The organism is Rhodanobacter sp. B04 (assembly GCF_002001125.1).
Classification (GTDB): Bacteria; Pseudomonadota; Gammaproteobacteria; order Xanthomonadales; family Rhodanobacteraceae; genus Rhodanobacter.
In genome coordinates this window covers 20,527-47,151 of record NZ_MUNV01000008.1, presented here as the reverse complement: position 1 = coordinate 47,151, position 26,625 = coordinate 20,527, and the positions used below count along the sequence as shown (strand labels likewise).

The 26,625-nt window shown below is 66.0% G+C and carries 26 protein-coding genes; 16 read left to right on the top strand and 10 right to left on the bottom strand.

Annotated elements, in window-relative coordinates; all coding sequences use genetic code 11:
* Positions 1 to 8: 8 nt before the first annotated feature.
* Complete coding sequence (locus B0E46_RS06840) at positions 9 to 482, bottom strand: DUF1456 family protein (protein WP_077555041.1); 474 nt, start codon at positions 480 to 482, stop codon at positions 9 to 11.
* 407 nt (positions 483 to 889) lie between these two features.
* On the opposite strand from B0E46_RS06840, the gene B0E46_RS06835 reads away from it, so the two are divergent.
* The 4 genes from B0E46_RS06835 to B0E46_RS06820 all read left to right on the top strand — a co-directional run bounded on the left by B0E46_RS06835 (position 890) and on the right by B0E46_RS06820 (position 4,977).
* Positions 890 to 1,444 (top strand): RNA polymerase sigma factor, encoded by a 555-nt coding sequence (locus B0E46_RS06835; RefSeq protein ID WP_077555040.1) that lies wholly within the window; start codon positions 890 to 892, stop codon positions 1,442 to 1,444.
* A complete protein-coding gene (locus B0E46_RS06830; protein WP_077555039.1) occupies positions 1,441 to 2,502 on the top strand; it encodes a hypothetical protein in 1,062 nt (353 codons plus the stop codon). Before B0E46_RS06835 ends, B0E46_RS06830 begins: the two co-directional genes overlap by 4 nt.
* Positions 2,499 to 3,095, top strand: coding sequence for a YigZ family protein (locus tag B0E46_RS06825; protein ID WP_077555038.1), 597 nt, complete (start codon positions 2,499 to 2,501; stop codon positions 3,093 to 3,095). Before B0E46_RS06830 ends, B0E46_RS06825 begins: the two co-directional genes overlap by 4 nt.
* Before the next feature lie 109 nt (positions 3,096 to 3,204).
* Positions 3,205 to 4,977 carry an ABC transporter transmembrane domain-containing protein gene (locus B0E46_RS06820; RefSeq protein WP_077555037.1) on the top strand — a complete coding sequence of 591 codons (1,773 nt, stop codon included), beginning with the start codon at positions 3,205 to 3,207 and terminating at the stop codon, positions 4,975 to 4,977.
* A gap of 67 nt (positions 4,978 to 5,044) precedes the next feature.
* Here B0E46_RS06820 and B0E46_RS06815 read toward each other — a convergent pair whose 3' ends face one another.
* From B0E46_RS06815 to B0E46_RS06800, 5 genes are all read right to left on the bottom strand, one after another.
* Complete coding sequence (locus B0E46_RS06815; protein ID WP_077555036.1) at positions 5,045 to 5,227, bottom strand: hypothetical protein; 183 nt, start codon at positions 5,225 to 5,227, stop codon at positions 5,045 to 5,047.
* A 119-nt stretch (positions 5,228 to 5,346) separates the two neighbouring features.
* Positions 5,347 to 5,499 carry a hypothetical protein gene (locus tag B0E46_RS17690; protein WP_168171152.1) on the bottom strand — a complete coding sequence of 51 codons (153 nt, stop codon included), beginning with the start codon at positions 5,497 to 5,499 and terminating at the stop codon, positions 5,347 to 5,349.
* Between the two features lie 41 nt (positions 5,500 to 5,540).
* Complete coding sequence (gene murJ, locus B0E46_RS06810) at positions 5,541 to 7,121, bottom strand: murein biosynthesis integral membrane protein MurJ (protein WP_217316329.1); 1,581 nt, start codon at positions 7,119 to 7,121, stop codon at positions 5,541 to 5,543.
* Positions 7,122 to 7,183: 62 nt separating this feature from the next.
* Positions 7,184 to 7,645, bottom strand: a complete 462-nt coding sequence (locus B0E46_RS06805; RefSeq protein WP_139350452.1) for a GNAT family N-acetyltransferase — start codon at positions 7,643 to 7,645, stop codon at positions 7,184 to 7,186.
* 254 nt (positions 7,646 to 7,899) lie between these two features.
* On the bottom strand, positions 7,900 to 9,741 hold the full coding sequence (locus B0E46_RS06800; RefSeq protein WP_168171161.1) for an ABC transporter ATP-binding protein: 1,842 nt from the start codon (positions 9,739 to 9,741) through the stop codon (positions 7,900 to 7,902).
* Positions 9,742 to 9,816: 75 nt separating this feature from the next.
* Between B0E46_RS06800 and B0E46_RS17890 the strand changes: the two genes are divergently transcribed.
* The 4 genes from B0E46_RS17890 (at position 9,817) to B0E46_RS06785 (ending at position 13,468) form a co-directional block, all read left to right on the top strand.
* Entirely contained in the window at positions 9,817 to 10,110 is a 294-nt protein-coding gene (locus tag B0E46_RS17890) for a GFA family protein (RefSeq protein ID WP_217316328.1), read from the top strand.
* 27 nt (positions 10,111 to 10,137) lie between these two features.
* A complete protein-coding gene (locus tag B0E46_RS17885; RefSeq protein ID WP_217316327.1) occupies positions 10,138 to 10,338 on the top strand; it encodes a GFA family protein in 201 nt (66 codons plus the stop codon).
* A gap of 176 nt (positions 10,339 to 10,514) precedes the next feature.
* The gene (locus B0E46_RS06790) at positions 10,515 to 12,920 is read left to right on the top strand and encodes a DUF3772 domain-containing protein (RefSeq protein ID WP_077555034.1); all 2,406 of its coding nucleotides are present in this window, start codon (positions 10,515 to 10,517) and stop codon (positions 12,918 to 12,920) included.
* 119 nt (positions 12,921 to 13,039) lie between these two features.
* Entirely contained in the window at positions 13,040 to 13,468 is a 429-nt protein-coding gene (locus B0E46_RS06785; protein ID WP_077555033.1) for a VOC family protein, read from the top strand.
* 61 nt (positions 13,469 to 13,529) lie between these two features.
* Here the strand turns inward: B0E46_RS06785 and B0E46_RS06780 are convergent, their stop codons facing one another.
* The 3 genes from B0E46_RS06780 to B0E46_RS06770 all read right to left on the bottom strand — a co-directional run bounded on the left by B0E46_RS06780 (position 13,530) and on the right by B0E46_RS06770 (position 17,761).
* Positions 13,530 to 14,030 carry a DUF3761 domain-containing protein gene (locus tag B0E46_RS06780; protein WP_077555032.1) on the bottom strand — a complete coding sequence of 167 codons (501 nt, stop codon included), beginning with the start codon at positions 14,028 to 14,030 and terminating at the stop codon, positions 13,530 to 13,532.
* 274 nt (positions 14,031 to 14,304) lie between these two features.
* On the bottom strand, positions 14,305 to 15,951 hold the full coding sequence (locus B0E46_RS06775) for an alpha/beta hydrolase-fold protein (RefSeq protein ID WP_077555031.1): 1,647 nt from the start codon (positions 15,949 to 15,951) through the stop codon (positions 14,305 to 14,307).
* A 109-nt stretch (positions 15,952 to 16,060) separates the two neighbouring features.
* Positions 16,061 to 17,761: a serine hydrolase gene (locus tag B0E46_RS06770; RefSeq protein WP_077555030.1), complete on the bottom strand. Its 1,701-nt coding sequence runs from the start codon at positions 17,759 to 17,761 to the stop codon at positions 16,061 to 16,063.
* A 116-nt stretch (positions 17,762 to 17,877) separates the two neighbouring features.
* On the opposite strand from B0E46_RS06770, the gene B0E46_RS06765 reads away from it, so the two are divergent.
* The 5 genes from B0E46_RS06765 to B0E46_RS06745 all read left to right on the top strand — a co-directional run bounded on the left by B0E46_RS06765 (position 17,878) and on the right by B0E46_RS06745 (position 20,791).
* Positions 17,878 to 18,747 (top strand): phosphatase PAP2 family protein, encoded by an 870-nt coding sequence (locus B0E46_RS06765; protein ID WP_254425075.1) that lies wholly within the window; start codon positions 17,878 to 17,880, stop codon positions 18,745 to 18,747.
* Positions 18,744 to 19,589: a DUF72 domain-containing protein gene (locus tag B0E46_RS06760; RefSeq protein ID WP_077555028.1), complete on the top strand. Its 846-nt coding sequence runs from the start codon at positions 18,744 to 18,746 to the stop codon at positions 19,587 to 19,589. Before B0E46_RS06765 ends, B0E46_RS06760 begins: the two co-directional genes overlap by 4 nt.
* Before the next feature lie 79 nt (positions 19,590 to 19,668).
* The gene (locus B0E46_RS06755; protein WP_077555027.1) at positions 19,669 to 20,082 is read left to right on the top strand and encodes a ribonuclease domain-containing protein; all 414 of its coding nucleotides are present in this window, start codon (positions 19,669 to 19,671) and stop codon (positions 20,080 to 20,082) included.
* Complete coding sequence (locus B0E46_RS06750; RefSeq protein ID WP_077555026.1) at positions 20,079 to 20,522, top strand: barstar family protein; 444 nt, start codon at positions 20,079 to 20,081, stop codon at positions 20,520 to 20,522. Before B0E46_RS06755 ends, B0E46_RS06750 begins: the two co-directional genes overlap by 4 nt.
* Before the next feature lie 41 nt (positions 20,523 to 20,563).
* A complete protein-coding gene (locus B0E46_RS06745) occupies positions 20,564 to 20,791 on the top strand; it encodes an RNA-binding S4 domain-containing protein (RefSeq protein WP_077555025.1) in 228 nt (75 codons plus the stop codon).
* A 75-nt stretch (positions 20,792 to 20,866) separates the two neighbouring features.
* On the opposite strand, the gene B0E46_RS06740 is transcribed toward B0E46_RS06745, so the two are convergent.
* Positions 20,867 to 21,718: an arylamine N-acetyltransferase gene (locus tag B0E46_RS06740; RefSeq protein ID WP_077555208.1), complete on the bottom strand. Its 852-nt coding sequence runs from the start codon at positions 21,716 to 21,718 to the stop codon at positions 20,867 to 20,869.
* Between the two features lie 210 nt (positions 21,719 to 21,928).
* Between B0E46_RS06740 and msrA the strand changes: the two genes are divergently transcribed.
* The 3 genes from msrA to parE all read left to right on the top strand — a co-directional run bounded on the left by msrA (position 21,929) and on the right by parE (position 26,535).
* Positions 21,929 to 22,642: a peptide-methionine (S)-S-oxide reductase MsrA gene (msrA, locus tag B0E46_RS06735; RefSeq protein WP_077555024.1), complete on the top strand. Its 714-nt coding sequence runs from the start codon at positions 21,929 to 21,931 to the stop codon at positions 22,640 to 22,642.
* 90 nt (positions 22,643 to 22,732) lie between these two features.
* Positions 22,733 to 24,580: an ABC transporter ATP-binding protein gene (locus B0E46_RS06730; RefSeq protein WP_174567065.1), complete on the top strand. Its 1,848-nt coding sequence runs from the start codon at positions 22,733 to 22,735 to the stop codon at positions 24,578 to 24,580.
* Positions 24,581 to 24,645: 65 nt separating this feature from the next.
* A complete protein-coding gene (parE, locus tag B0E46_RS06725) occupies positions 24,646 to 26,535 on the top strand; it encodes a DNA topoisomerase IV subunit B (protein ID WP_077555022.1) in 1,890 nt (629 codons plus the stop codon).
* Positions 26,536 to 26,625 lie beyond the last annotated feature (90 nt).

The following is a 26,625-nucleotide window of genomic DNA, read 5'->3' as shown; positions in this document are numbered from 1 at the left end:
AAGTCAGCTTAGCGATTGTCCCGCAAACGCAGCGTCAAGCCCTTGAGGAAATTCCGCAGCAGCTGGTCGCCGCACAGGCGAAAATTCTTGTGCCCGGGCTGGCGGAACAGTGCGCTGAGTTCCGGCTTGGAAATCGGGAGGCCCGCGGCCTCCAGGACCTGGTGCATGTCCACGTCCTTCAGCTCGAACGCCACGCGCAACTTCTTCAGCACCACGTTATTGGTGACCCGTTTCTCCACCGGCCGTGGCGGCAGGCTTTCGTCGCGGCCGCGGCGCAGATACACCAGGCCGTCGAGGAAGTGCGCCAGCACCGCGTTGCTGCATTCGGCATAACCCGGCTCCTCGTCCTTCTTCAGGAAAGCCTGCACGTCCTCCTTCGTGATCGGGAAATTGGCATCCGCCAGATGGGTGATCTCCACCACCTTCGCGTCGCTGAGATCGAGCATGTAGCGGATGGCGCGCAGTACGTCGTTGTTGATCATGTCGTTCCGGTAGGTCTTGCCGAGGGCGCCATGCTACCGCGCCGCGGCAGGACGATTAACCCCGTTGATGCCTTGCCGGCGTTTCATCTTGCACGAAGCCGGCTTTCGCGAACTCCAGGAGAACCGCCCCATGACCGAAAGAATCCTGCCGCGTGGCCCGGCCCGTCGCGATACGGCCGCGCGCTGAAGTTTCCGGCCCCGGTGCACGTGCAACGGCTGTGGCTGCAGGCGGCTCCCCCGCGGCGGTCATCCCCCGGCCGCTGCCGCGCATCGGGGCTGGAGCCGGTCACGGCGACAAGGCCTGTCGAATCGGCTGGCGCCTACGCCAGGCGCCCCCAGGCGGATCTGCAGAATTCACGCCTTCCGACCTACCCCGCAGCGGGCGATTTGGCTTAACCTCGCCCCTTATGGATGCTGCGGTCGATCCCGATGCAATGCTGATGCTGGCCTATGCGCGTGGCGACCTGGCTGCGTTCGAGGCGCTGTATGCGCGTCACCGCGGCATGTTGTACCGGTTCCTGTTGCGCAGCGTGCGCGACCCGCATCGCACCGACGAACTGTTCCAGGAAACCTGGAGCCGGGTGATCAGTGCCCGCGCGCGCTACCAGCCACAGGCGAAATTCAGCACCTGGCTGCTGCAGATCGCGCACAACCTGATGATCGACAGCCTGCGGCGCCAGCGGCCGACGGCCGACGGCGACGAGGCCGAAGCCGCACTGGCCAACGTGGCGATGCCCGAGCGGTCCCAGCCCGAACACGTCCTGTCGGAATTCGAACGCCGCCGCAACCTGCAGCGCGCGATCGAACAACTGCCGGAGGACCAGCGTGCCGCCGTGCTGCTGCGACTGGAGCACGAGCTCAGCCTGGAGGAAATTGCCGAGGTGACCGGCGCCGGCCGCGAGACGGTGAAATCGCGCCTGCGCTATGCCATGAATCGTTTACGCGAAGTGCTGTCCGAATGACCGTCCAACTGCCGCCGCAAGAGCCTGACGAGCTGCTGCCCGACGAAGCCGGGCTGGCAGCGCTGTATCGCCAGCTGCCGCAGAACGAGCCCAGCGCAGCACTGGACGCCGCCGTGCTGCGCGCCGCCGCGCAGGCCGTGGCGTCGGGCGCACAGGACGCTGACCATGCCGCCCCCGACCGTCGCAAGCAGCCACGCGAGCGTGGCGACTGGGTGCACCCGAAGCCGGGCTCTGCGGCGGATTCGAACCCGCCTGGCCCAGTGAGTGCGGCACCATCCTTCAACCGGAAAAAAGCCGGGCCGCGCTGGCTGATTGCGTTGAGCAGCGCAGCCACGCTGGTGCTGGCTGCCGGTCTTGCCTGGCATATGCGCGGGATGCCGCCGACTGCGACCTCGCCCAATACTGCAGGCAACCAGGCTGCCATCCGTTCCCCGGCCGACATGGCGTCGCCTGTCGCAGCCGCTGCACCGCTGCCGGCATCGCCGCCTGCAGCCCAACCGGTCGTCGCGCTACCTGCTGCAGTCCAGCCGGCCGAGCACGTCTCCGCCGCAGCGGCAAAGTCACAGGCCGCGCGGATGGCGTCGACCAGCACTGCCATGAAGCTGCGCAGTGCAACGCCTCCGCCACCGGCAGTCGAGGAAGCCAGCGCGGCGGCGGCGCCGGTAGCCGACGCAGGCGTGGGCAGCGCTGCGAATCCTGCCGTGGAGAACCATGCGTCAAAGCCAGCAGCCATGGCTTCAACTGCAGCTGTCGCCGGCAACGCCAGCAGAACTGCGCTGTCCGTAGCGCCCATGCTCGCCTCACCACCGCCTCCTCCGATGCCGGCGCCGATGCCCATGTCGGCAGCCGCTCCCATGCCCGCACTTGCCGCACCAGCCATCGAGAAATCCACGGCCGCGAATCCCGGCGACACGCCGGCACAGGAACTCGGCAAGATCCGGCAGCTGTTCGCCCAGGGCCGTGACGACGAAGCGCGGCAGCGCCTGGTCATCTTCCATCAGGCGCACCCGCAGTGGGCGCTGCCGGCGGAGCTCGACGCCCGACTGCCCAGGCCATGAGCGAGGCGTTGTCCACGCTGGCGCAGCCATGCCGGCATCTGGAAGAGATCAAGAAGAGCCGCTTCCTCGCACTCGCCGCACCGGCGGCATCGACCGCGCAGGCACAGAGCTTCCTGCGCGAAGCGAGCGCCCCGGCCGCCACGCACAACTGCTGGGCATGGCGCATCGGCCAGGACTACCGCTTCAACGACGACGGCGAACCCGGCGGCACCGCCGGCCGGCCGATCCTGCAGGCGATCGAGGGCCAGGGCATGGATCGTGTCGTGGTCGTGGTGACGCGCTGGTACGGCGGCATCAAGCTCGGTGCCGGCGGCCTGGTGCGCGCCTATGGCGGCACCGCCGCGGAATGCCTGCGGCGCGCCGAGCGTGTGCCGATCGTCGCGATGGCCCGGCTCGCCGTGCATTGCGATTTCGCCGGGCTGGCCCTGCTCAAGGCACGCCTGAAAGACCTGCAGGCCGAGGTCGAAAGCGAAGCGTTCGGAGCCGATGGGGTGGAACTGCGGCTGCGCCTGCCGGACCGCCATGCCGTCGAGGCCCAGCTGCGCATCAGCGACCTCAGCCGCGGGCGCAGCGCGGCAAAACGCCTCGATTGAGGCAGGCACTTCGCCGCGCAAGGATTGAATCGGCCATGCCACGCCCCACCTTCAACCACATTGCCTGCTCCACGCAGGCCCAAGTCTTCGATCCCGCCTGCGAGAGCTCATGAGCGACGCCGCCAACGCCACCCCTCGTTCTGCCCGCCGCATTGGCGCCCTGCGTGGGCTATGGCCGTTCCTGAGACCCCACCGCGCGCTGGCGATCGGGTGGCTGGTCTTCCTCGGGCTGTCCTCGGGCGCCTCGCTGGTACTGCCGCTGGCCTTTCGCTACATCATCGACAAGGGCTTCGGGCATTCCAGCCAGGCGGTGATCAACGAGACCTTCATCGCCCTGTTCGGCGTGGCGCTGGTACTCGCCGTCGCCACGGCGGCGCGTTATTTCTGCATCACGCTGCTGAGCGAGCGGGCGCTCGCCTCCCTGCGCGAGACACTGTACGCCCAGGTGATCCGGCTGGACGTGAGCTTCTTCGAGCGCAGCCGCGTGGGCGAACTGCTGTCGCGCCTCAGCGCGGATACCGAAGTGGTGCAGGCACTGATCGGATCCGGTGTGTCGGTGGCGCTGCGCAGCGCGGTGATGCTGATCGGCGCCAGCGCCATGATGATCTGGACCGCGCCGTCGCTGGCCGGCCTCACCGCGCTGGTGATTCCCGCCGTGATGCTGCCGATCCTGGTGTTCGGCCGCCGCGTGCAGAAACTGTCGCGCGCCAGCCAGGATCGCCTCGCCGACGCTGCGGCGATCGCCAACGAAACCCTCAATGCCTCCACCGCGGTGAAGGCATATGCGCGCGAGAACATCGAAAGCACCCGCTACAGCAGCGCGATCATCCGTGCACTGGCCACCGCGCGCCGGCGCATCGGCATGCGCGCCCTGTTGACCATGGCGGTGATCGTGCTGGTGTTCGGCGCGATCACCCTGGTGCTGTGGGCCGGCGCGCGCCACGTGCTGGCCGGCACGCTGGATCCCGGCGTGCTGGGCCAGTTCGTGCTGTACGCGGTGTTCGCCGCCGGCTCGGTGGCCGGCCTGTCCGAAGTATGGGGCGACGTGCTGCGCGCGGCCGGTGCGATGGAACGCCTGGGCGAACTGTTGCAGGAGCGCGCCGAGATCGTCGATCCAGTACACCCGCTGGCACTGCCGCGACCGATCAGCGGTGCGCTGCGTTTCGACGGCGTCAGCTTCCACTACCCGACCCGGCCCGACACCGCCGCCCTGCACGATTTCACGCTCGACGTGCGCCCCGGCGAGACCGTCGCCCTGGTCGGGCCGTCCGGCGCGGGCAAGAGCACCGTGTTCTCGCTGCTGTTGCGCTTCTATGATCCGCAGAGCGGAAGCATCAGCCTGGACGGCATCGACTTGCGCGCAGTCACCCTCGCCGACCTGCGCGGCGCGATCGCGCTGGTGCCGCAGGAAACCGTGATCTTCAGCGGCAGTGCCGCCGACAATATCCGCTTCGGCCGCGACGCCGCCAGCGACGAGGAAGTGCGTGAAGCCGCCCGCGCCGCCGAAGCCCACGACTTCATCAGCGCCCTCGGCGAGGGCTACCAGGCCGAGATGGGCGAGCGCGGCGTGCGCCTGTCCGGCGGCCAGCGCCAGCGCATCGCGATCGCCCGCGCGATCCTGCGCGATGCCCCGCTGCTGTTGCTGGACGAAGCCACCTCGGCATTGGATGCGCAGTCCGAGGCCGCCATCCAGCAGGCACTGGAACGATTGGAAAAGGGCCGCACCATCCTGGTGATCGCCCACCGCCTGGCCACCGTGCAACGCGCCGATCGCATCGTGGTGCTGGACGGCGGCCGCATCGTGGCGCAAGGCACGCACGAGAGTCTGCTGGCCGAAGGTGGTTTGTACGCCGAGCTGGCGCGGCTGCAGTTCGTGGCCTGAACGGTCGGAAAAGGGGCCGGAGAAGATTGATCGGCCTTGCTTCCACCGGCCCGTTTTTCTTGCCCTGCTATCGAGGTGCGCGCAGCGTTGACTCGCGCAACGCGATCTCGTGCTGAACTTCGTCGAAGCAGGCGGTTTCTTCCGTGTCCAACGCGCAATGCGGCGGACGATGCATGCCTGTCGGTGAAATCGTGGCTTCTGCAATACCGATCTTGTTGATATCGGCGTCGACTGTGGCTTTTGTGCTCATGCTTCGGCTCTTGAGGATTCAAGCATCTGTTGATCATTGCAGCGTGCGAAATTTCTTTCCGGGGCTGTCACTGCATATCTAATTTCACCCGATTGAAGAGGCGTTACGAGAGCTGCCGGCTATGGTTGCGGATCGAGCGCGTGAAAGGGAGTGGTCAACATGACTTCCGCGATAATCAAATAACCAATGGCAGCCAGCAATACGCATCCCAGGACAGTGAGCACTAGTCGCAAGACGCCACGACTGATCCAGAGAAACACCTCGTAGCTCATGGAAGGTTTCTCCGGGGCCAAATCCACTCCCGACACCTGCTCTATCCGATACCCACGCGACGCAGCAGCTTGCCAAGCAACTCCACGCATTCCTTGATGCGCATCAGGTAGGTCACGGCGAAATAAGCCACGCCGTAAATGCCAAGCACGTAGACCGCGGTCAGTATCGGACCATGGCTGGGCACTAGGTACTCCGTCCCGCATGCTGCCAGGGCCGCCAGACATGCAGCCGACCAGAGCTTGAACATGATCGAGACCGGGACACCGGTCGGCCCCAGCTTCCTGTTCATCTTCCGCCGCAGCAGATAGAACTCGACCCAGCCGGCCACGCCGGCCGATGCGGTCAGGCCTACCGCGCCCCACTGCGCTGGTACGCCGAGCATCGAAGGCAGCAGCAAGGCACTGGCGAGGCCAAGCACTGCCGTGACAGCCAGCCGGACCAGCGCAAAACGCAACGGCGTCCGCGTATCCCGCATGGCGTAATAGGTCGACGAATACAGACGGCCGAACGTCGAGGCGAGCAGGCCCACGCCCGAGCCGGCGAGGATGGCCCACACGTAGTAGGAATCCTTGCTGGTGAACTCGCCGGACTGGTATAGCGCTGCCACGATCACATTGCCCAGGGCCAGAAACGCCATGGCCGACGGCACGACGAAGAACGCGATGCGTTCCAGGCCGCTGTCCAGTCGCGCGGAAAGACTTGCCGCCGTGGCCCGGTCGAGCTCCTGCCCGGCCATCCGCGACAAGGTCGGCAGCTCCGCGGCCGACACCGCCATGCCGAACAGGCTGATCGGCAGCATGTTGATCGAGGCTGCGGTGGTCATCGCCGCCATCGCACCGCGGCCCAGCAAGGTCGAGATCGCCTGGTCGACGAAGGCGCTGATCTGCACCACGCCGCGCCCGACCGCCACCGACATGAAGCTGCCGACGACCTGCCGCACATGGATGCTGCGCAGGTCGAGGCGCAGCCGCAGGTCGGGCACCAGCTTCAGCACCGAGGGCAGTTGCACCAGGAACTGCAGCAGGCAGCCCAGCACGGTGCCCCAGGCCAGATAGACGATCAGCTTGTCGGACGGCAGGTTCCTGAAGACCAACAGCGTCACGATCATCGACAGGTTCCACACCACCGGCGCGACGTAGGACAGGAAGAACTTATGATGGCTGTTGAGGATGCCCAGGCACCACGCCGACCAGACCAGAATGCCGGTACCGGGAAACAGGATGCGCACGATCAGGATCGTCAACTCGCGCTTCTCGCCGGTGTAACCGGGCGCGATCAGCCACAGCAGCCAGGGTGTCGCCACGACGCCGACGGCGACGATCACCGAGATGACCAGGGCGAGGATGGCGGCGATCGCACCGGCCAGGCGTCCGGCCTCCTCGCGCTTGCCCTGGCCAAGCAGGCCGGCATAGACCGGGATGAAGGACGCCGAGAGCACGCCTTCGCCGAACAGGTTCTGCAGGAAGTTGGGGACGCGCAGTGCCGAGCTGAAGATGTCGGCGGCGTCCGAGAGGCCGAAGTAGTGCGAGAAAACCCGCTGGCGCACCAGGCCGAAGATGCGGCTGCAGAGGATGCCCGCCCCGACCAGTACGGCGTGCTTTCGACCCGCCTCCTTCGCCATGCTCACCCGCCCGCTCAAAACGCCGAGCCTATCATTTACGCGACCGGCGCCTCTACGTCCATCTACAGCAGCTTGCGGTAGACGACGAAGCCGGACTTCTCGGCGACCTGCTCGTAGAGCTGCATGGCGGTCGCATTGGTCTCGTGGGTCTGCCAATAGACACGCGGGCTACCAGCCTCGCGGGCCCGCCGGTAGACCTCCTCGATCAGCGCGCGCCCGATCCCTTTGCCTCTGGCCGCGTCGAGCGTGAACAGATCCTGCAGGTAGCAGCTGGGGCCAAGCTGGGTGGTGCTGCGGTGGTAGAGGAAATGCGCCAGGCCCAGCAGCTGCTCGTTGCTTTCGGCGACGAGGGCATGCACCGGCTCGTAGGCGTCGAAGAATCGCGACCAGGTCATCGACGTGATATCCGCCGGCAACGCGGTCGGGCCGATCCTGCCGTAAAAAGCGTTGTAGCCGTCCCAGAGCCGTTTCCAGGTCGGGAAATCTTCGTGCCGGACCGGCCTTATCGCGACGTTGTGAATCACATGGAGTCCCTGAATTTTCCGCAGCACGAACAGGTTGTGTCATCCGTTGCCAGCAGCTCAATGGCACTTATTTAATTTAAGCACCGTCATTCCCGCGAAAGCGGGAATCCAGTGTGACTGTTGGAGCGAAAGGCACTGGGTTCCCGCTTTCGCGGGAATGACGAAAAAGTCAGGCTTTGCGCTCAAGCAAACACCAGCCCCGCCAGGACTCGATATCGCAGGCCTGATCAACCAGGCAGCCACGGCTGCGCCGCTCACGCCACGGCATCCTCGGCCGCCACGAAGCCGCCGGTCTGCCGCTTCCACAATCGCGCATACAGTCCCTCGTGTGCGATCAGTTCCGCATGGGTGCCGGTTTCCACGACCTGCCCCTTGTCCAGCACCACCAGCCGGTCCATCCGCGCGATGGTGGACAGCCGGTGCGCGATCGCGATCACCGTCTTGCCCTGCATCAGGATGTCGAGGCTGTCCTGGATCGCCGCTTCGGCTTCGGAGTCGAGCGCCGAGGTGGCTTCGTCGAGCACCAGGATCGGCGCGTCCTTCAGCAGCACGCGGGCGATCGCGATGCGCTGGCGCTGGCCACCCGAGAGTTTCACGCCACGCTCGCCGACCAGCGCCTCGTAGCCGATGCGGCCTTCACCGTCGACCAGCTGCGGTATGAATTCGTCGGCGCGCGCCTTGCGCACGGCGTCGAGGATCTGCGCTTCGCTGGCATCGGGGCGACCGTACAGCAGGTTGTCGCGGATCGAGCGGTGCAGCAGCGAGGTGTCCTGGGTCACCACGCCGATCTGCGAGCGCAGGCTTTCCTGGGTGACTTGCGCAATGTCCTGGCCGTCGATCAGGATGCGACCGCCTTCCAGGTCGTACAGCCGCAACAACACGTTGACCAGGGTGGACTTGCCGGCGCCTGACGGCCCCACCACGCCGATTTTCTCGCCGGCGCGCACGGCCAGGTCGAGCCCGGCGATCACGCCGCCCTGTTTCCCGTAGTGGAAATGGATCTGCTCGAAGTGCACCGCGCCGTTGACCACTTCCAGCGGCATCGCGCCTTCGCGGTCCTGCACCGCACGCGGTTGCGCGATCGTGGTGATGCCGTCCTGCACCGTGCCGACGTTCTCGAAGATGCCGTTGACCACCCACATGATCCAGCCCGACATGTTGTTGATGCGGATCACCAGCCCGGTCGACAGCGCGATCGCGCCCACCGTCACCTTGCCCTCGCTCCACAGCCAGATCGCCAGCGCCGAGGTGCCGACGATCAGGAAGCCGTTGAGCGTGGTGATGCTGGCGTCCATCGCGGTGGTGAGCCGGGTCATCCGGCGCAGCTTGGCGGTTTGCTCGGCCATGGCCTCGGCCACATAGCTTTCCTCGCGCCGCGTGTGCGCGAACAGCTTCAGCGTCAGCACGTTGCTGTAGCCGTCGACGATGCGGCCCATCAGCTTCGAGCGCGCCTCCGAGGCCAGCCACGAGCGCTGCTTGGTGCGCGGGATGAAGAACGCCAGCGTGCCGACATAGGCAAACAGCCACAGCACCAGCGGCGCGGCCAGCCAGAAGTCCGCCTGCGCGAACAGCACGATCGCGCTGCCGGTGTAGATGGTGACGTACCAGATCGCATCGACGATCTGCACCGCCGACTCGCGCAATGAGGCGCCGGTCTGCATGATGCGGTTGGCGATGCGTCCGGCGTAGTCGTTCTGGAAAAAGCCCAGGCTTTGCCGGATCACGTAGCGATGGTTCTGCCAGCGAATGCGGTTGGTCAGGCTGGGTGCGATCGACTGGTTTACCAGCAGGTCGTGCGTGCCGATCGCCAGCGGCCGCGCAATGAGCGCCACCAGCCCCATCCACAGCAGCTCGCGGCCGTGCTGCCGGAAGAAATCCGGCGCCGGCGCGCCCTTCGCCATGTCGACGATGCGGCCGATGAAGCCGAACAGCGACACCTCGATGATGGCCACCGCAAAACCCACCACGATCGCCGCCGCGAAGACCGGCCACACCTGACGCAGGTAGAACAGGTAGAACCGCGTCACCGAGGGCGGCGGCATCTCGTCGACCGGCTCCTTGAACGGGTCGATGAAGGATTCGAACCAGCGGAAGATCATCGGACGTTCCAGGCGTGCGTATGCCGATATTGTGCTTGAAGCACGCCCGATGCGGTGTGACGATATCGCGCCATGCAGCCCCATCGACGCGATACGGGAGAGCCTGCCGTAACGACCGACGCACTGGAAGGCGCCTGCACCTGCGGCGCCATCCGCTATCGACTGAGCAGCGAACCGATGTTCGTGCATTGCTGCCATTGCAGCTGGTGCCAGCGCGAAACCGGCACCGCGTTCGCGTTGAATGCGGTGATCGAAACCGATCGCGTGACCCTGCTGCAGGGTGAACCGGTCATGGTCGACACGCCATCGCTAAGCGGCAAGGGCCAGCAGATCGCGCGTTGCGCGCAATGCCATGTCGCGCTGTGAAGCCACTATCCCGGCGGCGGCAAGGCGATGGCGTTCGTCCGGGTCGGCACCTTGAAGGAACCTCACCGGCTGCCACCCGACATCCACATCTACACCTCGACCAGGCTGCCGTGGGTCGTGCTGTCGCCAGACACGCCAGCGGTGAAGGAGTTCTACAAGCTCGGCGAATACTGGCCGGCGGCAAGCCTGGCACGGCGCGAGGCGCTGCTGGCCAGCCTGCCACGCTGAAAGGTCGAGCCGCGTCTTGGTCCGCCAAACCGAGGACGGCGACTTCGCCGCCTCCACCAGAACGCGCAGCCCGCCTGCGCGCGATGGATCGCCCAGGCTGAACACTGCGTCAAAAGCGGAATGCTACGGCGGTCATTTCGATTGACCCACCGCGACCGGGCCGTGATCATCCGCGGATGCCTATCCTGCATCGCTTTCTCTTCATCCTGCTGCTGGCGCTGTCCAGCAGCACGCTGTTGGCGCAAGACACCCCGGATGCCGGCGCAGCCGCGCCGGTGCCGACCACCGCGCAGACGCTGACCCAGCTGCGCACCCAGCTGGACAGCATCAAGGCCACGGTGGATGCCGGCAAGGGCGATGTGCCCCTGACCGACGTGCGTGCCAGCGCGCTCGCCGTGCAGCAGCAGGCGGAGCAACTGGGTGCAGCCCTGTCGCCGCAATCCGCCAGCCTGCAGGCCCGGCTGGATGTCCTCGGGCCACCGCCAGCCAAGGGCGCCCCTGCCGAATCCGCCGAGCTCAGCGCGCAGCGTCGGCAGCTGGGCAAGGCCAAGAATGACCTGGACAGCCAGATCAAGCAGGCCAACTCGCTCGGCACCGAAGCCGCCCAGTTGGCAGCCCATGTCGCCGAACTGCGGGTGGACCAGTTCCAGGCCCAGCTCGCCTCGCGCACGGCCACGCCATTCAGCCGCGTCTTCTGGGCCGACCCGATCAGGGCCTTTCCCGACGATACGGCCCGGGTCGGGCGATTGGGCAACGATGTCCTGGCGGCCATCAAGCAGGCCTGGCAGCCACCGAACCGCACGCCGTTCGTGCTGTGCCTGGTCACGGCCATACTGCTGCTCAGCGTCGGGCGCCGGCTGATCGAGCGAGTCGTGGTGAGCGTGACCACCAACCGCATGCCGGCCGGCCGGCTGCGGCGCAGTGCGTTGACGGTCGCAGCGACCCTGGCCTATACGCTGGCCATCGGCCTGGCCGCGCATGTCGCCTACCTCGCGCTCAACTGGAACGACCTGCTGAACGACGACCTGGACGACCTGGCGCGCAAGATGGTGCGGCTGGTGACGTTCACCGCCTTCATGACCGGCCTTGGCCGCGCCATGTTGTCCAACAAGCGCCCGTCATGGCGACTGTCGGCCCTGTCCGACGATGCCGCGCATCGGTTGCGCGCGTTTCCATGGCTGCTGGGCGCTGCGACCCTGCTGCTCGGCGTCATCGAGAGCGTCAACAACGCGATCGGCGCCAGCCTTGCCGCCACGGTCACGACGCGCGGGCTGCTTGCCGTGATGATCGGGTTGCTGGTGGGCAGCGCGCTGCTGCGCCTGGGCCAGTCCCGGCGCGCCACGCTGGCTGCCGGCGAATTGCCCGCGCAGCGGCCATTGTGGGTTGGCCTGGTGATGGCTGCAGCATACGTCGGCGTCGCCATCACCCTGCTTGGCGTGGCCACGGGCTATATCGCCTTCGCATTCTTCATCGCGCGGCAGATGGTGTGGGTCGGAGTGATCCTCACCACGCTGTATCTGCTGATGTACCTGGTCGACGACATTTTCGACACCGTGTTCGCACCCAAGGGGCGCACCGGCAAGCGCATGCAGAGCAGCTTCGGCCTGCCGGCCAGCGCGCTGGAACAGACCGGCACGCTGCTGTCCGGCATCGTCCGCGCCGTCCTGCTGATCCTGGCCGTGGCGATCGTGCTGGCACCGTTCGGCGCCGGGCCGCAGGAGCTGGTGGGACGCGTCGGCTACCTGCTGAAAGGCGGCTCGCTGGGCTCGATCAAGATCGTGCCCAACGCCATCTTCGATGCCGCACTGGTGTTCGTGTTCGGCCTGATCATCCTGCGCGTGCTCAAGCGCTGGCTGAGCGAACAGCTGTTGCCGAAGACCTCGCTCGACCTCGGCATGCAGAACTCGATGATCACCCTGCTCGGCTACGTCGGTGGCGTACTCGTGTTCGTGCTGGCGCTGGCCGCGCTGCAGGTCGACCTGCAAAGCATCGCCTGGATGGCCAGCGCGCTCTCGGTCGGCATCGGCTTCGGCCTGCAGGCGATCGTGCAGAACTTCATCTCCGGCCTGATCCTGCTGGCCGAGCGCCCGGTGAAGGTGGGCGACTGGGTCAGCATCGGTGGCGTCGAGGGCGACATCCGCCGCATCAACGTGCGCGCCACCGAGATCCAGATGAGCGACCGCTCCACCATGATCGTGCCGAACTCGCAGTTCATCACCCAGAACGTGCGCAACGTGACCCTGGCCAATGCGCAGGGCCGCGTGCAGATCAAGCTGCCGATGCCGCTGGATACCGACGCGGGCAAGGCACGCGAACTGATCCTGGAGGTGCTGCGCGCGCATCACGGCACGCTCAACACGCCGGCGCCCAGCGTGCAGCTGGACAACCTCGATGGCGGCTCGATGCTGTTCAGCTGCACCGCCTACGTCAACAGCCCGCGCGAAGTCAGCAGCGTGAAAAGCGACCTGCTGTTCGAGACGCTCGAGCGCCTGCGCGACGCCAAGCTGCCGATGACGAGCCCGCAGAGCATGGTGGTGCGCAACCTGCCGCCGCTGCCCGAAAGCAGTGACGACAAGGATTGAGTGCGGCTTGCATTGATGGTTTGCATTGATGCGCGGTTGACTCGCAGCACGGCTTCACATGACGGCTAGCTGCCATGGCGCTAGCCTGATGTCCGGTTCCCGCCATCGGAGTCACCGCCGTGCCCGCATCCGCCACCACCGGCAGCACGATCATCCCCGGCCTGCGCTACCGCGACGCCCACGCCGCGATCGACTGGCTGTGCAAGGCCTTCGGTTTCGAAAAGCATGCCGTCTACGAGAACGCGCAAGGCCGTGTCGAGCACGCCCAACTCTCTTACGGCAGCGGCATGATCATGCTCGGCGAGGTGCGCGACAATGATTTCGGTCAGCACATGGCTCAGCCCGAAGAGGTGGGTGGCCGCGAGACGCAATGCCCTTACGTCGTCGTCGCCAACTGCAAGTCGCACTATCGGCAGGCCAAGGACATGGGCGCGGTGATCGTCGACGACTACGCCGAGAAGGATTACGGCGGTGCCGGCTACAGCTGCCGCGACCCGGAGGGCCATCTATGGTCTTTTGGCAGCTACGATCCGTGGCATGCGCCGTGAAAACCACAACGGGCCGGCATGAGCCGGCCCGTTGCGGACAGCTAGCGGTCGAAACCGCGGATTACGAGCACTTCTCGCCCTTGGCCGCGTGATAACCCGCTGCCTGCGCGTCCGATGCGCTCATGTACTTGCCCTCCTTGGTGGTGCCGTACCACTTGCTGCCCTGGCAGTGATACGCCTTGCTCTTGCTGCCGGTATTGACCCATACCTGACCCGGACCACCGCCTGCGGCAGGCGTGGCTGCCGGCGCCGGCATGGCATGGGACGACTTCATGGCGGTGTTCGCGGCCGGAGCCGCCGCTGCAGCGGGCGCTGCTGCTGCGGCAGGTGTGGCAGCGGCCGGTGCGGCAGCCGGCGCTGCGGCCGGCGTGCTGGCCGCGGCATACCACTCCTTCACCCCCTTGTGACCCTTGCATGCACCCTTCTTGGTGGCCTGACTGGAATAGCTGCCGTCCTTGCACTGGCCGGTGGAACCAGCCGGCGCGGAGGCCTGCTGGGCATAAACGGCGGAACCGGCAAACAGGCAAGCCAGTGCCACGGCGAACAAAGCTGACGATTTCATCTTCGGACTCCCTCCAACGTGAATTCGCATAGCGAAACGGGCGACACCGATCTGCTTGTGACGAGCCACCCTCCCGCCTTGTCGGTCCCATGCCTGTTGCCTTCCGCACGAAGCGGGATGCGACTGCCTGCGACGACACCCAGGCACCCGCAACGGCGATGCCTGCGCCGTGACTATGCCGCAAAAGCGTGACGGCGAGGAGTAGATTGCAGCAAGCGTTTATTCGGCAGACGGCCATGCCGCATGAACTTGCGAAGCGGCCGTCCCTAAGATTTCAGCGTACGGCTACCGGCGCCTTCCGGGTCGAATCCGGTCGCGCGAGCGCATACATCTCCCAGCTGATCTGTTTCAGCAACCCCTGGCGATCTTCACCCTGCTTGTACAGGTCGAAGTGCGTGCGATCGGGCAGGAAGTGGAACTCGGACTTCGCATGCAGGCCATCCAGCACGGCCTGCAGCTTGTGCGCGGCGCCGTCCAGATAGAACGTGTCGGCCGTGCCGACGTACAAGTGGATCTTGCCGTCCAGGTCGGCCTTGAGCCGTGGCCATTCCCGTTGCAGTCGATACGCGATGTCGTAGTGCTCGCGCCAGTAGGCGACCACCGCCGGATCGACGGCGCCGGTGTCGCGATCGAACATCGGCTCGGGCCGGCCATCCCTGCCACGTGGCGAGAACACCCACTCGAACGAGGCCAGCTGGCCGCCGTAGGCGCCCAGCACGCGCTCGAGTTTCGCGAACTGCTCGAAGCTGCCGAGCACCTTGGCGTGGTCGCGCACCAGCGGATACGCCGAGCCGTCCGGCCGGTGGTAGGCATTGGCGTTCGGCGCATACAGGTCGATGCCGGTGAAATCATGGAAATCGCTGGGATCGGGCGAGGTCGACCAGGTGCCGCCGAAGATTTTCGGATAGCGCGTCTGCAGCCACAGCGTGGCCCAGCCGCCGGAAGAGTGTCCGTTGAGGAAACGCCCGCTTGTACGCCCGTCCATCCGGTACTGCGACTCCAGCTGCGGGATCAGCTCCTCGGTAAGCGCACGGCCCCACGGCCCGTTGTTCACCGAATCGGCGAACTCGTGCGTGCCGGTCGGGCTCGATTCGTCGAGGAACACCCAGATCATCGGCGGCATCTCGCCCTTCGCCATCGCCGCGTCGACATAGGACAACAGCCCCATCACGCGATCGTTGTTGCCGCCGAAGCCCTGCGTGTAATACACCGTGGGATAGCGCCCGGATGCCTTGGGGTCGTAGCCCGGCGGCGTCAGCACCCAGCCGCGCATGTGAATCGGGCGCCCCCAAAACGCACTCAGCGATGGACTGGTGAAATCCACCAAGGCCGCATGCTGGCGCGCCGCTGCGACCGCCTCGCGCATGGGCGCCGGCGCCGATGCGGGCACCACCCACGGATCGTGTGCCGGCAATGCCTTGACCAAGGTCAGCGTCGGCATGCTGGCGCTCGGCAGATGGACCTTCACCACCTCGCTGACCAGGTCGCCGGCGCCGCGGCCGGTGTAGTTGTAGCTGTGATCGACGTCGAGCACGGCCTGCACGTAGTAGTCGCCCGGCGGCAATTGCGACCAGCCGGCCGGGAAGGCCTGTCCGTCGACGTCGATGTCGAGGCTCTCGCCCGGCACCCAGCGGCTTACTTCGCGCGCGGCCACACTGGTCTCGGTGGCGCGGAACGGGTTGGCGTCCACCTCATCGACTGTGCTGCTCTTGCCTTTGGACTCCGTCTTCGCTTCGGCCTCGGCGGTTTTCGCCTCGATCGCGAACAACAGCAGCCGACCCGAGCTCGGCTGTGCCGATGCCGCGCCAAGCTGCACATGGAAGTAACGATGTGCGAGGGCGGTGTCGGTTCGCGCCTGGGCGGCACCCGCCAACAATCCCAGCGACAGCAATACGGCAACGGCATGATGACGGTAACGCATGGTGATTCCCCTTCGGCGACCCTGCGGAGCATGAGACTGGCCAATCGCGCGGCTCCCCTCGGCGTGATCGGCGGCTCGACCGGATCGATCCCGGCGAGCCGGCGGTGGATCAATCTTCCCCCGTACCGGGCTTGCCAGCCGCTACCGGCACCAGCCGCAGGTCCTGGAAGTCGAAGCTGAAATCGGTCAACGGCGACATCGGCTGCATGCGCATCTCGCGGATATGGCCGTCCATGTCCAGCGTGAAATCGACGAAGGCATCGGCATTGAGCGCACGATCGTCCCAGCGCACGACGAAACTGTCGTGCTGCCACGGCGTCATCGTGCCGATCAGTTGCGCGGTCTTCGAGAAGCGCAGTCGCAGCTTGCCGTTCTCGTAGCCGATGATGACGTCGCCATACCACGGATCGCGGTAGGTGCCGGCGTACTGCGCCAGCGGCAGCGACGGCTTGCTGCTCTTGTCGCGGGCGGCCTCATGCTTGGCCAGGCTGTCGTCGGCCCTGGCTTCGCCTTGCTTCACTGCCTTGTCGTACACTATCACCCAATCCGTCAATGGAGCCACGGTCTTCTGCGCCGTGTTCAGATAAGCATCCAGCACGCGATAGGTCACTGCGTTGAACGCGGCGCCGGATTCGGCATTCGTCAGCACCACCACGCCCAGATGCAGTTCGGGCACCAAGGTCACGCGCGACACCATGCCCGGCCAGCCGCCGGTATGCCAGACCAGCCGCTGGTTGCGATAGTCGGACAGGAACCAGCTCTCGCCGTAGCCGTAGAAGTGCGGCACCAGCGGTGCCAGCTCGGGGATCGGCGGCTTGCCGATGGTGATCGGGGTCAGCATCGACCACATCTGCTGCTGGCTATCCGCGGAGAACAGCCGTACCGGCTTGCCATCCGCGCCCCTGCTCGGCAACACGCCACCGGCCAACTGCACATTCATCCATTTGGCCAGGTCATGCACGCTGGCATAGATGCCGCCGGCGCCGGGATCGTTGAGCCACGCCATCGGCGGCACCGGTTCGAGATCCTTGAAGTTGGCCTTGGCGTGGCCGACCGCGACGTCCATGCCGGGCTTGAGGTAGGTCTTGTCGATCAGCGATTCGTCCATGCCGACCGGCTGGAAGATGTGCTCGCGCACGTAGTCGGCATAGCTCTGGCCGGATGCCTGTTCGATCACCAGGGTGGCCACCGCGAACAGGATGTTGTCGTAGGCGTAGCCGCTGCGGAAGCCGTTCTTGATCGGCACGTTGCGCAGCCGCTCGACCACTTCCTTCGTCGTGTACGAAGTCGGCGGCCAGTACAGCAGATCGCCGGCGCCGAGCGAGAGACCGCTGCGATGCGCCAGCAGGTCGCGGATGCGCATCTCGTGCGTCACGTACGGATCGGACATGCGGAACCATGGCAGGTGGTCGATCACCCGGTCGTCCATCTTCAGCTTGCCCTGCTCGGCCAGCTGCTGCAGCGCCGCGGCGGTGAACGCCTTGGTGTTGGAGGCGATCGCGAACAGCGTGTGCGCGTCGACCGGCTCCGGCTTGCCGATCTCGCGCAGGCCGAAGCCCCGCTCCATCACCACCTGGCCGTCCTTGACGATCGCCACCGCGATGCCCGGCACGTCGAAGGTCTTGCGCGCGCTGTCGACGTAGGCGCCGAAATCCTGCAGCTGCGCCGGCAGCATCGGCTGCACGATGTCACGGGTCGATACCGGCGGCGGCAACGACCTTTCCGCAGGAGCCTGCGCTGCTGCGCCGGCGGCGAACACGAACAGCACGCAACATCCCGCCAGACGCGGGGAAAGGTGGCGCAGGGACATCGGCGACTCCACGGGTTGGAAGCGGGTCACTATCGCGGTAAACGCGGATGGAGGCCAGCGCAGGAAGTCACGGGCCGCCGCGCGGCCTCTCGACGCGCCGGGCGTCAGCACCGATCATGCGCTCCTTTGACGCCGCGCAGACTGCCGTGGCGCACCGAGGATCGAAGGCCGAGATGAATACCCTGGTGGATGGGATCGCCGCCCACGTGCTGCTGTTGTGGGTCATGTTGCCGTTGCTGGCCGTGCTGGGCGGCGACCTGATCGGCCGGCGCGGCGCGCGTCGGCGCATGATCGCCATGGCCGGTGAGCGCCAGCCGGACGTGATGCCGGCGCGCGCCGCAGCCACGCTGGGCGCGCTGGCAATCCTGCTGTTCGCCGGCATCGCTGGCGCCATCGGCACCGGCAGCCCCGGTGCACTGGTGCACTTCGACACCGCGCTTGCCGCCGACATCCACACACGGCTGCCGCCATCCGCGCTGCCCGTGCTTGCCACCGTCAGCCTGCTCGGCGGCACGCCATGGGTGGTCACGGTGTCCATGCTCACCCTGGTGATTCTGCTGCTGCGCCGGCAATGGAACCTGGCGACCTGCTGGGCCATCGCGCAGATCGGCATCATGCCGATCGCCTATGCCATCAAGGCCTGCTTCCAGCGAACCCGCCCACCGCATGACCCCCGCTTCGTCACCGATCTCAGCTGGAGCTTTCCGAGCGGCCACGCGATCAGCTCCGCCGTGCTCTACGGCATGCTCGCCTACGTGCTGCTGCGCCTGCTGCCGGCGCGCTGGCATCGCGTGGCGATCGCCGCCGCCCTGCTGCTGGCCGGCCTGATCGGCCTCAGCCGCATCCTGTTGCAGGCGCACTATTTCAGCGACGTCGTCGCCGGCTACGCCTGCGGCCTGGCGTGGCTGATGCTGTGCATCGGGCTTGCCGAGCATCTGCGTCGACGCGACGCAAGGCGACATCCTGCCGGGAAACCTGGTCGATGAGTCCGTCGAACGGTGACCTTTTCACCCCATCGCCTTCCTGCGGTCCACGCATCCGCGTCGGCATCGGCGGCTGGAACTACGCACCGTGGCGCAACAACTTCTACCCGGCCGCACTGGTGCAGCGGCGCGAGCTGGAATACGCCAGCCGCCAGCTGTGCACGATCGAGATCAATGGCACCTATTACGGCGCGCAGAAGGCGGCGACCTACGCGAAGTGGGCTGCGGAGACTCCGGACGGCTTTGTGTTCTCGCTGAAGGCGCCGCGCTATATCACCGAAGGCAAGCGGCTGGCCGAGACCGGCAAGGGCATCGGCAGCTTCGTGCACGGCGGCCTGGCTGAAATGGGCGACCGGCTGGGACCGATCCTGTGGCAGTTGCCGCCCTCGCGACCGTTCGATGCCGACGACCTGGCGGCATTCCTCGCTGCGCTGCCACGCGAGCTGGATGGCCAACCGCTGCGGCATGTGCTCGAAGTGCGCCACCCCAGTTTCATGGACGAACGCTACGTGGCGCTGGCACGCCGCCATGCCGTGCCGACCGTATTCACCGATTCGCCCGACTACCCGTCGCTGGCCGACCTCACCGGTGATTTCACTTACGCGCGGCTGATGCGCAGCGCCGACGAAATTCCCAGCGGCTATACCGCGCAAGCGCTGGACCGCTGGGCCGGGCACGCACGCAACTGGGCCGCGGGCAACGACATCGGCGAACTGCCGCATGCCGCCGCACTGCAACCGGCAGCCCGGCCGCGCGACGTATTCGTGTTTTTCATCGGCAGCGCCAAGCATCGCAACCCGGCCGCGGCGATGGCGCTGCAGTCACGCGTCGACGGCCGCGGATGAATCCCCTCGTCGCTGTTCGGTACATCGACGGGGACGGCCTGCATTAAGCTCGATACCTGCCCCACACCGGCCCACATGCATGCGTCGACTCAATCCGCTGATCCTGCTCGCTGCGTTGATCGTTGCCATGGTGCTGTGGCGGCAACAGACACCCAGGCCGGTTGGTCCAGCGAATCAGGCCGCAACGACCGCGTCCAGCGGCAATGCGTCCGCGACACTTCCGGCATTCCTGCCACCGGAAGCGCATGCCACGCTGGACCTGATCGCCCGCGGCGGCCCGTTTCCGCACAGCCAGGACGGGGTGGTGTTCGGCAACTACGAACACCTGCTGCCGGAGCAGCCGCGCGGCTACTATCACGAATACACGGTGGAGACCCCGGGTGCGAGCACGCGCGGTACGCGGCGCATCATCACCGGCGGGACGCCGCCGATGATCTATTACTACACCGGCGACCACTACCGCAGTTTCCGCAGCTTCAGGGTGGGCCAGTGAGCACGCACGGCCTCGACCCGGACCTGACCCGGCCGACCCAGAGCGGCGTGTATTTCGTCGGCGCCCACGATCTCGATCGCCTGGCCAAAACCGCCCGGCAACACGAACTGCACGTTTGTCGCATCAATCTGGCCGGCTGCCGCGACAAGGACGCGTTGCTGCAACAGCTGGCCGAATCGTTGCCTTTGCCGGCCTCGTTCGGCCACAACTGGGACGCGCTCGCCGACTGCCTGCGCGACCTGCGTGGGATCCCCGCCTGGGGCCATGTGCTGCTGTTCGAGCATGTCGACGGGTTGCGCCAGGCCGCCGAGGCGGACTTCAATATCCTGCTCGGTATCCTCGATGACGCAGCCACCTTCGGCAGCGACAACGACATGCCGTGGTTCGCTTTTCTGGCGCTGCCCGACAGCGCATTCGACGGCGGCCACCTGCCCGCCTGAAAAGCATGTCACCCTAGTCAGCCCTTTGCTCCCGGACTCCCATGCAAACCATCGACTTTGAACTGGAAGGCATCTACGTCGAGCTCAACATGCTGTTGAAGCTGACCGGCCTGTGCGACAGCGGCGGCGCCGGCAAGGCCATCGTCGCCACCGGCGCGGTCAAAGTCGACGGCGTCACCGAACTGCGCAAGACCTGCAAGATCCACGCAGGCCAGGTCGTCACCATCGACGACGTGGAAATCCACGTGCTGGCCGATCCCGAGGCCTGAAGGGAACCCCGCATAATCGTGCCCCATGCCCGATCCCAGCGAACCCCGAACAGGGGCAAGAGCTGGAATGACGGCTCATGAAAGGTTTCTCGAGGCTTCCTGAACCGGCACGTTGTCCGGCAGGTCCTCCAGCCGCCGATCGAGCTGCGGATGCGCCGGCAGCCTGATCAGGAATTCCCGCTCCAGCGCCTGGCGGATCTCGGCGACGCTGCCCAGCATGCGTCGCTCGGGTTCAAGCCCGATGCGCCGCACGGTAAATTCGCGGTTGCGCAAACTCAGCCGGCTATCCGACGTTGTGCGCGCCACATTCAGGTTGTTGACGAAGAACGAGTCCGGATGCGTCGACACATAGTGATTGGCCACGATGTAGTCGATCAACGGCACCGGGCGCAGGTCGAAGCGATACAACGACAACCACTGCCCGCGCAGCAGCGACTGCATGCGCCAGTCGCCATCCATCTGCACCAGCCGGTATGGCTCCAGCGGGGTCGCCTGCTCGGTATCCGCCTGCAGCCGCATCGCTCCGGCAAGATTCTGTCCGCCGAAGCCGACGTCGACCAGCCAGCTCTCCCCGGACAACTCGACGCGCAACAGCATGTGCGTCTGTGGCGTCACCGCATCCTCGGGTCGCGTCCACAGTACGCGCGCGATCAATCCCGACACTTCGAAACCGATCGTCCGCAACACGGCGGCGAACAGCAGGTTCTGTTCGAAGCAGTAACCGCCGCGGCCGTCCTGCACCAGCTTGCGCTGCAGCGCGGCCAGCTCCAGATCGACCGGCAGGCCGAGCAGCGGATTGAGATTCTCGAACGGGATCGCCGCCACATGGGCGATTGCCAGCGCATGCAGGGTCGGCAACTGCGGTGCGACCGGGCCTGCATGGCCAATGCGCCGGAGATAGGCCTCCAGATCGACGAATTCGCTCATGCTCGGATCCATGAAAATCGTGGCCACGATGGTACCCGGCCGCCGATGGCCGCGGGCCAGGTAACCGGAACCATGTGACCGGCGAAGAGACAGTATCCGAGCATGCACCGGCATCCACCCTGTGCGTCGTTGCATCTGTTGCCGGCGCTTCCACGTAACTGCATGGGCCGGAGGTCGGCCCGATACAAACTCCTGTCAGCGAGGCATACCATGATTCGTCGAACTGCCTTCCACGTTGTCCCCCTGGTCGCCGCCTTGATGGTGGCCGGGCTGAGCGCCTGCCAACCCGCTGCCGCCGCCAACAGTGCACAGGCGTTGCCCTCGCCCACGGTGGATGCGCCAAAGGCCGCAGTCGCGGGCGAGCAGACCGCGGTACTGGCCGGCGGCTGCTTCTGGGGCATCGAGGCCGTGTTCGAGCACGTCAAGGGCGTGCACAAAGTCGTAGCCGGCTTCTCCGGTGGCGCCGCCGACACGGCGCACTACGACGAGGTCAGCGACGGCGATACCGGCCATGCGGAGTCGGTCCGGGTGCAGTTCGATCCCGCCAAGGTCAGCTACGGCCAGTTGCTGCAGGTGTTCTTCTCGGTCGCACTCGATCCCACCGAGCTCAACCGGCAGGGTCCGGACAGCGGCACGCAATACCGCTCGGTGATCTTCTACGGCGACGACGAGCAGAAGAAGATCGCCACCGACTACATCGCCCAGCTGACGGCAGCCAAGTCCTTCCCGGCACCGATCGTGACCCAGGTGGTGCCGCTCAAGGCGTTCTACCCGGCCGAGGCGTACCACCAGCATTACTTCAGCGAGCATCCGGACAATCCGTACATCGTCATCAACGATGCACCCAAAGTCGCGAATCTGCAGAAACTGTTCCCGACGCTGTATCAGCCGGAACAGCAAGTGGTGGATGTGCAGATGCACTGAACCGGATCAGGTTTGACTTGCATGAGGCGGCACGAGCCCCATGTCTGGACTTCCGCGCCCCTCACGCGCCTGCCCTGACATTCTCCCCACGTGCCGCCTCACGCTCCTTCATCGCCAGCCGAATCCACCGAGCTCACCCGCAGCTTCCTGGGTGTGTTCCGCTACAGCGGGCGGGCGCTGGAACTGGTGTGGAGCACCAGTCGCCCGTTGACCGTCGCGCTGGCGCTGCTGACCCTGATTGCCGGTCTGCTGCCGGCCGGCGTGGCCTATGTCGGCGCGCATATCGTCGACGCGGTGGTCACCGCAAGCCGCCAATGGACCAGCAGCGGCCATGCGCCACTGGTATCGGTGTTCCAGTGGGTGGCGCTGGAAGGCATCCTGGTGGCGGCCCTCGCCGGCGCACAGCGTGGCCTGTCGATGTGCCAGTCGCTGCTGCGCGCGCTGCTGGGACAACGCGTCAACGTGATGATCCTGGAGAAGGCGCTGACGCTGGAGCTGGCGCACTTCGAGGATTCGGAGTTCTACGACAAGCTCACCCGGGCCCGCCGCGAGGCATCGACCCGGCCGCTGTCGCTGGTCAACCGCACGTTCGGCCTGGGCCAGAACGCGATCTCGCTGATCAGCTACGGCAGCTTGCTGTTCCATTTCTCGCCATGGGCGGTGGCAGTCTTGCTGCTGGCCGGGCTGCCCTCGTTCCTGTCCGAAACCAAGTTTTCCGGCGATGCGTTCCGGCTGTTCCGCTGGCGTTCGCCGGAAACGCGCATGCAGCTGTATCTGGAAACCGTGCTGGCCCGCGAGGACCACGCCAAGGAGGTCAAGCTGTACGAGCTCGGCCCGCTGCTGCTGGATCGCTACCGCGACATTTTCGACAAGCTCTACGGCGAGGACCGCGACCTGACCGTGCGCCGCGAAAGCTGGGGCTTCGGGCTCGGCCTGCTCGGCACGATCACGCTGTACGGCGCCTACGCATGGATCGCCATGACCACGGTGATCGGCCGCATCACGCTCGGCCAGATGACCATGTATCTGTCGCTGTTCCGGCAGGGCCAGTCGGCGGTCTCCGCGATGCTGTCGGCGATCGGCGGCATGTACGAAGACAATCTGTACCTATCGACCCTCTACGAATATCTGGAAACGCCGGTGCCACCGTCGCAGGGGACGGTCCAGCGCGGTGCGAAGCCGGACGACGGCATCCGCTTCGAACAGGTCAGCTTCACCTATCCCGGCGCCGGCGAGCCAGCGCTGCACGACATCAACCTGCATATCCGCCCCGGCGAATCGCTGGCCCTGGTCGGCCAGAACGGTTCCGGCAAGACCACCCTGATCAAGCTGCTGACCCGGCTGTACTCGCCTGACAGCGGCCGCATCCTGCTCGACGGCACCGACCTGCGCGACTGGGACAAAAGCACCCTGCTGCAGCGCATCGGGGTGATCTTCCAGGATTTCGCGCGCTACCAGATGCGCGTGGGAGAGAACGTCGGCGCCGGCGACGTCGGCCACTTCGAGGACGAGGCGCGCTGGCGCGAGGCCAGCGACAAGGGCATGGCCAGCGAATTCATCGACGACCTGCCGTCCGGCTTCAACACGCAACTTGGCAAGTGGTTTCGCGAAGGGCGCGAACTGTCCGGTGGCCAGTGGCAGAAGATCGCCCTCGCCCGTGCCTTCATGCGCTCGCGCGCGGACATCCTGGTGCTGGACGAACCCACCGCGGCGATGGATGCCCAGGCCGAAGCAAGCATCTTCGCGCATTTCCGCGAGCTGGCCGGCAACCGCATCGCGATCCTGATCTCGCACCGCTTCTCCACCGTGCGCATGGCCGACCAGATCATCGTGATCCAGGACGGCCGCATCATCGAGCACGGCGACCACGAACAGCTGATGGCGCAGGACGGCCACTATGCGCACCTGTTCTCTCTGCAGGCGCAGGGTTATCGCTGATCGGCTTGACCCTGCCCGCCCACGCGCCCCATGCTTCGCTGTCTTGAACCATCCGAAATACACGCATGAGCAGTCGCTACAACGCCGCCGATATCGAAGTCCTCTCCGGCCTGGATCCGGTCAAACGCCGCCCCGGCATGTATACCGACACCACCCGCCCGAACCATCTGGTGCAGGAGGTGGTCGACAACTCGGTGGACGAGGCGCTGGCCGGGCACGCCAGCTCGATCGAGGTGATGCTGTACAACGACGGCTCGGTGGAAGTGAGCGACGACGGTCGCGGCATGCCGGTGGACATCCATCCGGAAGAAGGCGTCTCCGGCGTCGAGCTGATCATGACCCGGCTGCACGCGGGCGGTAAGTTCAGCGGCAAGAACTACAACTTCTCCGGCGGCCTGCACGGCGTCGGCGTGTCGGTGGTCAATGCGCTGTCCGACCGGGTCCAGGTCAACATCCGCCGCGACGGCTCCGAGTACCAGATGGTGTTCGCCCACGGCGACAAGATCAGCCCGCTGGAAGTGATCGGCACGGTGCCGAAGAAGCGCAGCGGTACCACCTTGCGCTTCTGGCCGGAGGCGAAGTATTTCGACTCGCCGAAGGTCTCGCTGTCGAAGCTCAAGCACCTGCTGCGCGCCAAGGCCGTGCTGTGCGCCGGCCTCAACGTCAAGCTCACCGACGAAGCCAGCGGCGAAACGATCGAGTGGCATTACGAGGATGGCCTGCGCGACTACCTGCGCGGCGAACTCGACGGCAGCGAGGCGTTGCCGAACGAGCTGTTCGTGCACCACATGGCTCGCGACGTGGAAGGCCTGGAAGTGGCGTTGGCCTGGTTGCCGGAAGGCGAGCTGGTGCAGGAAAGCTATGTCAACCTGATCCCCACCGCGCAGGGCGGCACCCACGTCAACGGCTTGCGTACCGGCCTCACCACCGCGATCCGCGAGTTCTGCGAGATCCGCAACCTGCTGCCGCGCAGCGTCAAGCTGGCGCCGGAAGACGTGTGGGAGCGGCTCGCCTTCGTGCTGTCGGCCAAGCTGCAGGACCCGCAGTTCGCCGGCCAGACCAAGGAGCGGCTGTCCTCGCGCCAGACCGCCGGCATGGTCGAGAACGTCATCCACGATGCCTTCAGCCTGTGGCTCAACCAGAACGTGGAAATGGGCGAGCGGATTGCCCAGCTGGCGATCGAACGCGCCAGCGCGCGCCTAAAAGCGGCCAAGCAGATCGTGCGCAAGAAGATCACCCAGGGCCCGCAACTGCCCGGCAAGCTGGCCGACTGCACCGCCACCGACATCACCCGCACCGAACTGTTCCTGGTCGAGGGCGACTCCGCCGGCGGCAGCGCCAAGCAGGCGCGTGACAAGGAGTTCCAGGCGATCCTGCCGCTGCGCGGCAAGATCCTCAACACCTGGGAAGTCGAATCGACTTCCGTGTTGGCATCCGAAGAAGTGCACAACCTCGCCGTGGCGATCGGCTGCGATCCGGGCAAGGACGACTTGTCCGGCCTGCGCTACGGCAAGGTGATCATCCTTGCCGATGCGGACTCGGATGGCCTGCACATCGCCACGCTGCTGGCGGCGCTTTTCCTGAAGCATTTCCCGACGCTGGTCAGCGAAGGCCATGTGTTCGTGGCGATGCCACCGCTGTTCCGCGTCGATGTCGGCAAGCAGGTGTTCTACTGCCTCGACGAAAGCGAGAAGGAAGCGATGCTGCAGCGGATCGAGCGCGAGAAGATCAAGGGCGCGGTCAGCACCACCCGCTTCAAGGGCCTGGGCGAGATGAACCCGCCGCAGCTGCGCGAATCGACCATCCATCCGGATACGCGTCGACTGGTGCAACTCACCATCGGCGACGACGACGGCACGTCGAAACTGATGGACATGCTGCTGGCGAAGAAGCGCGCCGGCGACCGCAAGGCATGGCTGGAGGAAAAAGGCGATCTGGCTACGCTTGAGGTTTGAGTGATTGCGGACAGTTCGCTGCCTGCGAGACGTGACTGTCGTTGATGCACACGTTCGCCGATCGCCCAAGATCCACCTTGAGATGGTCCG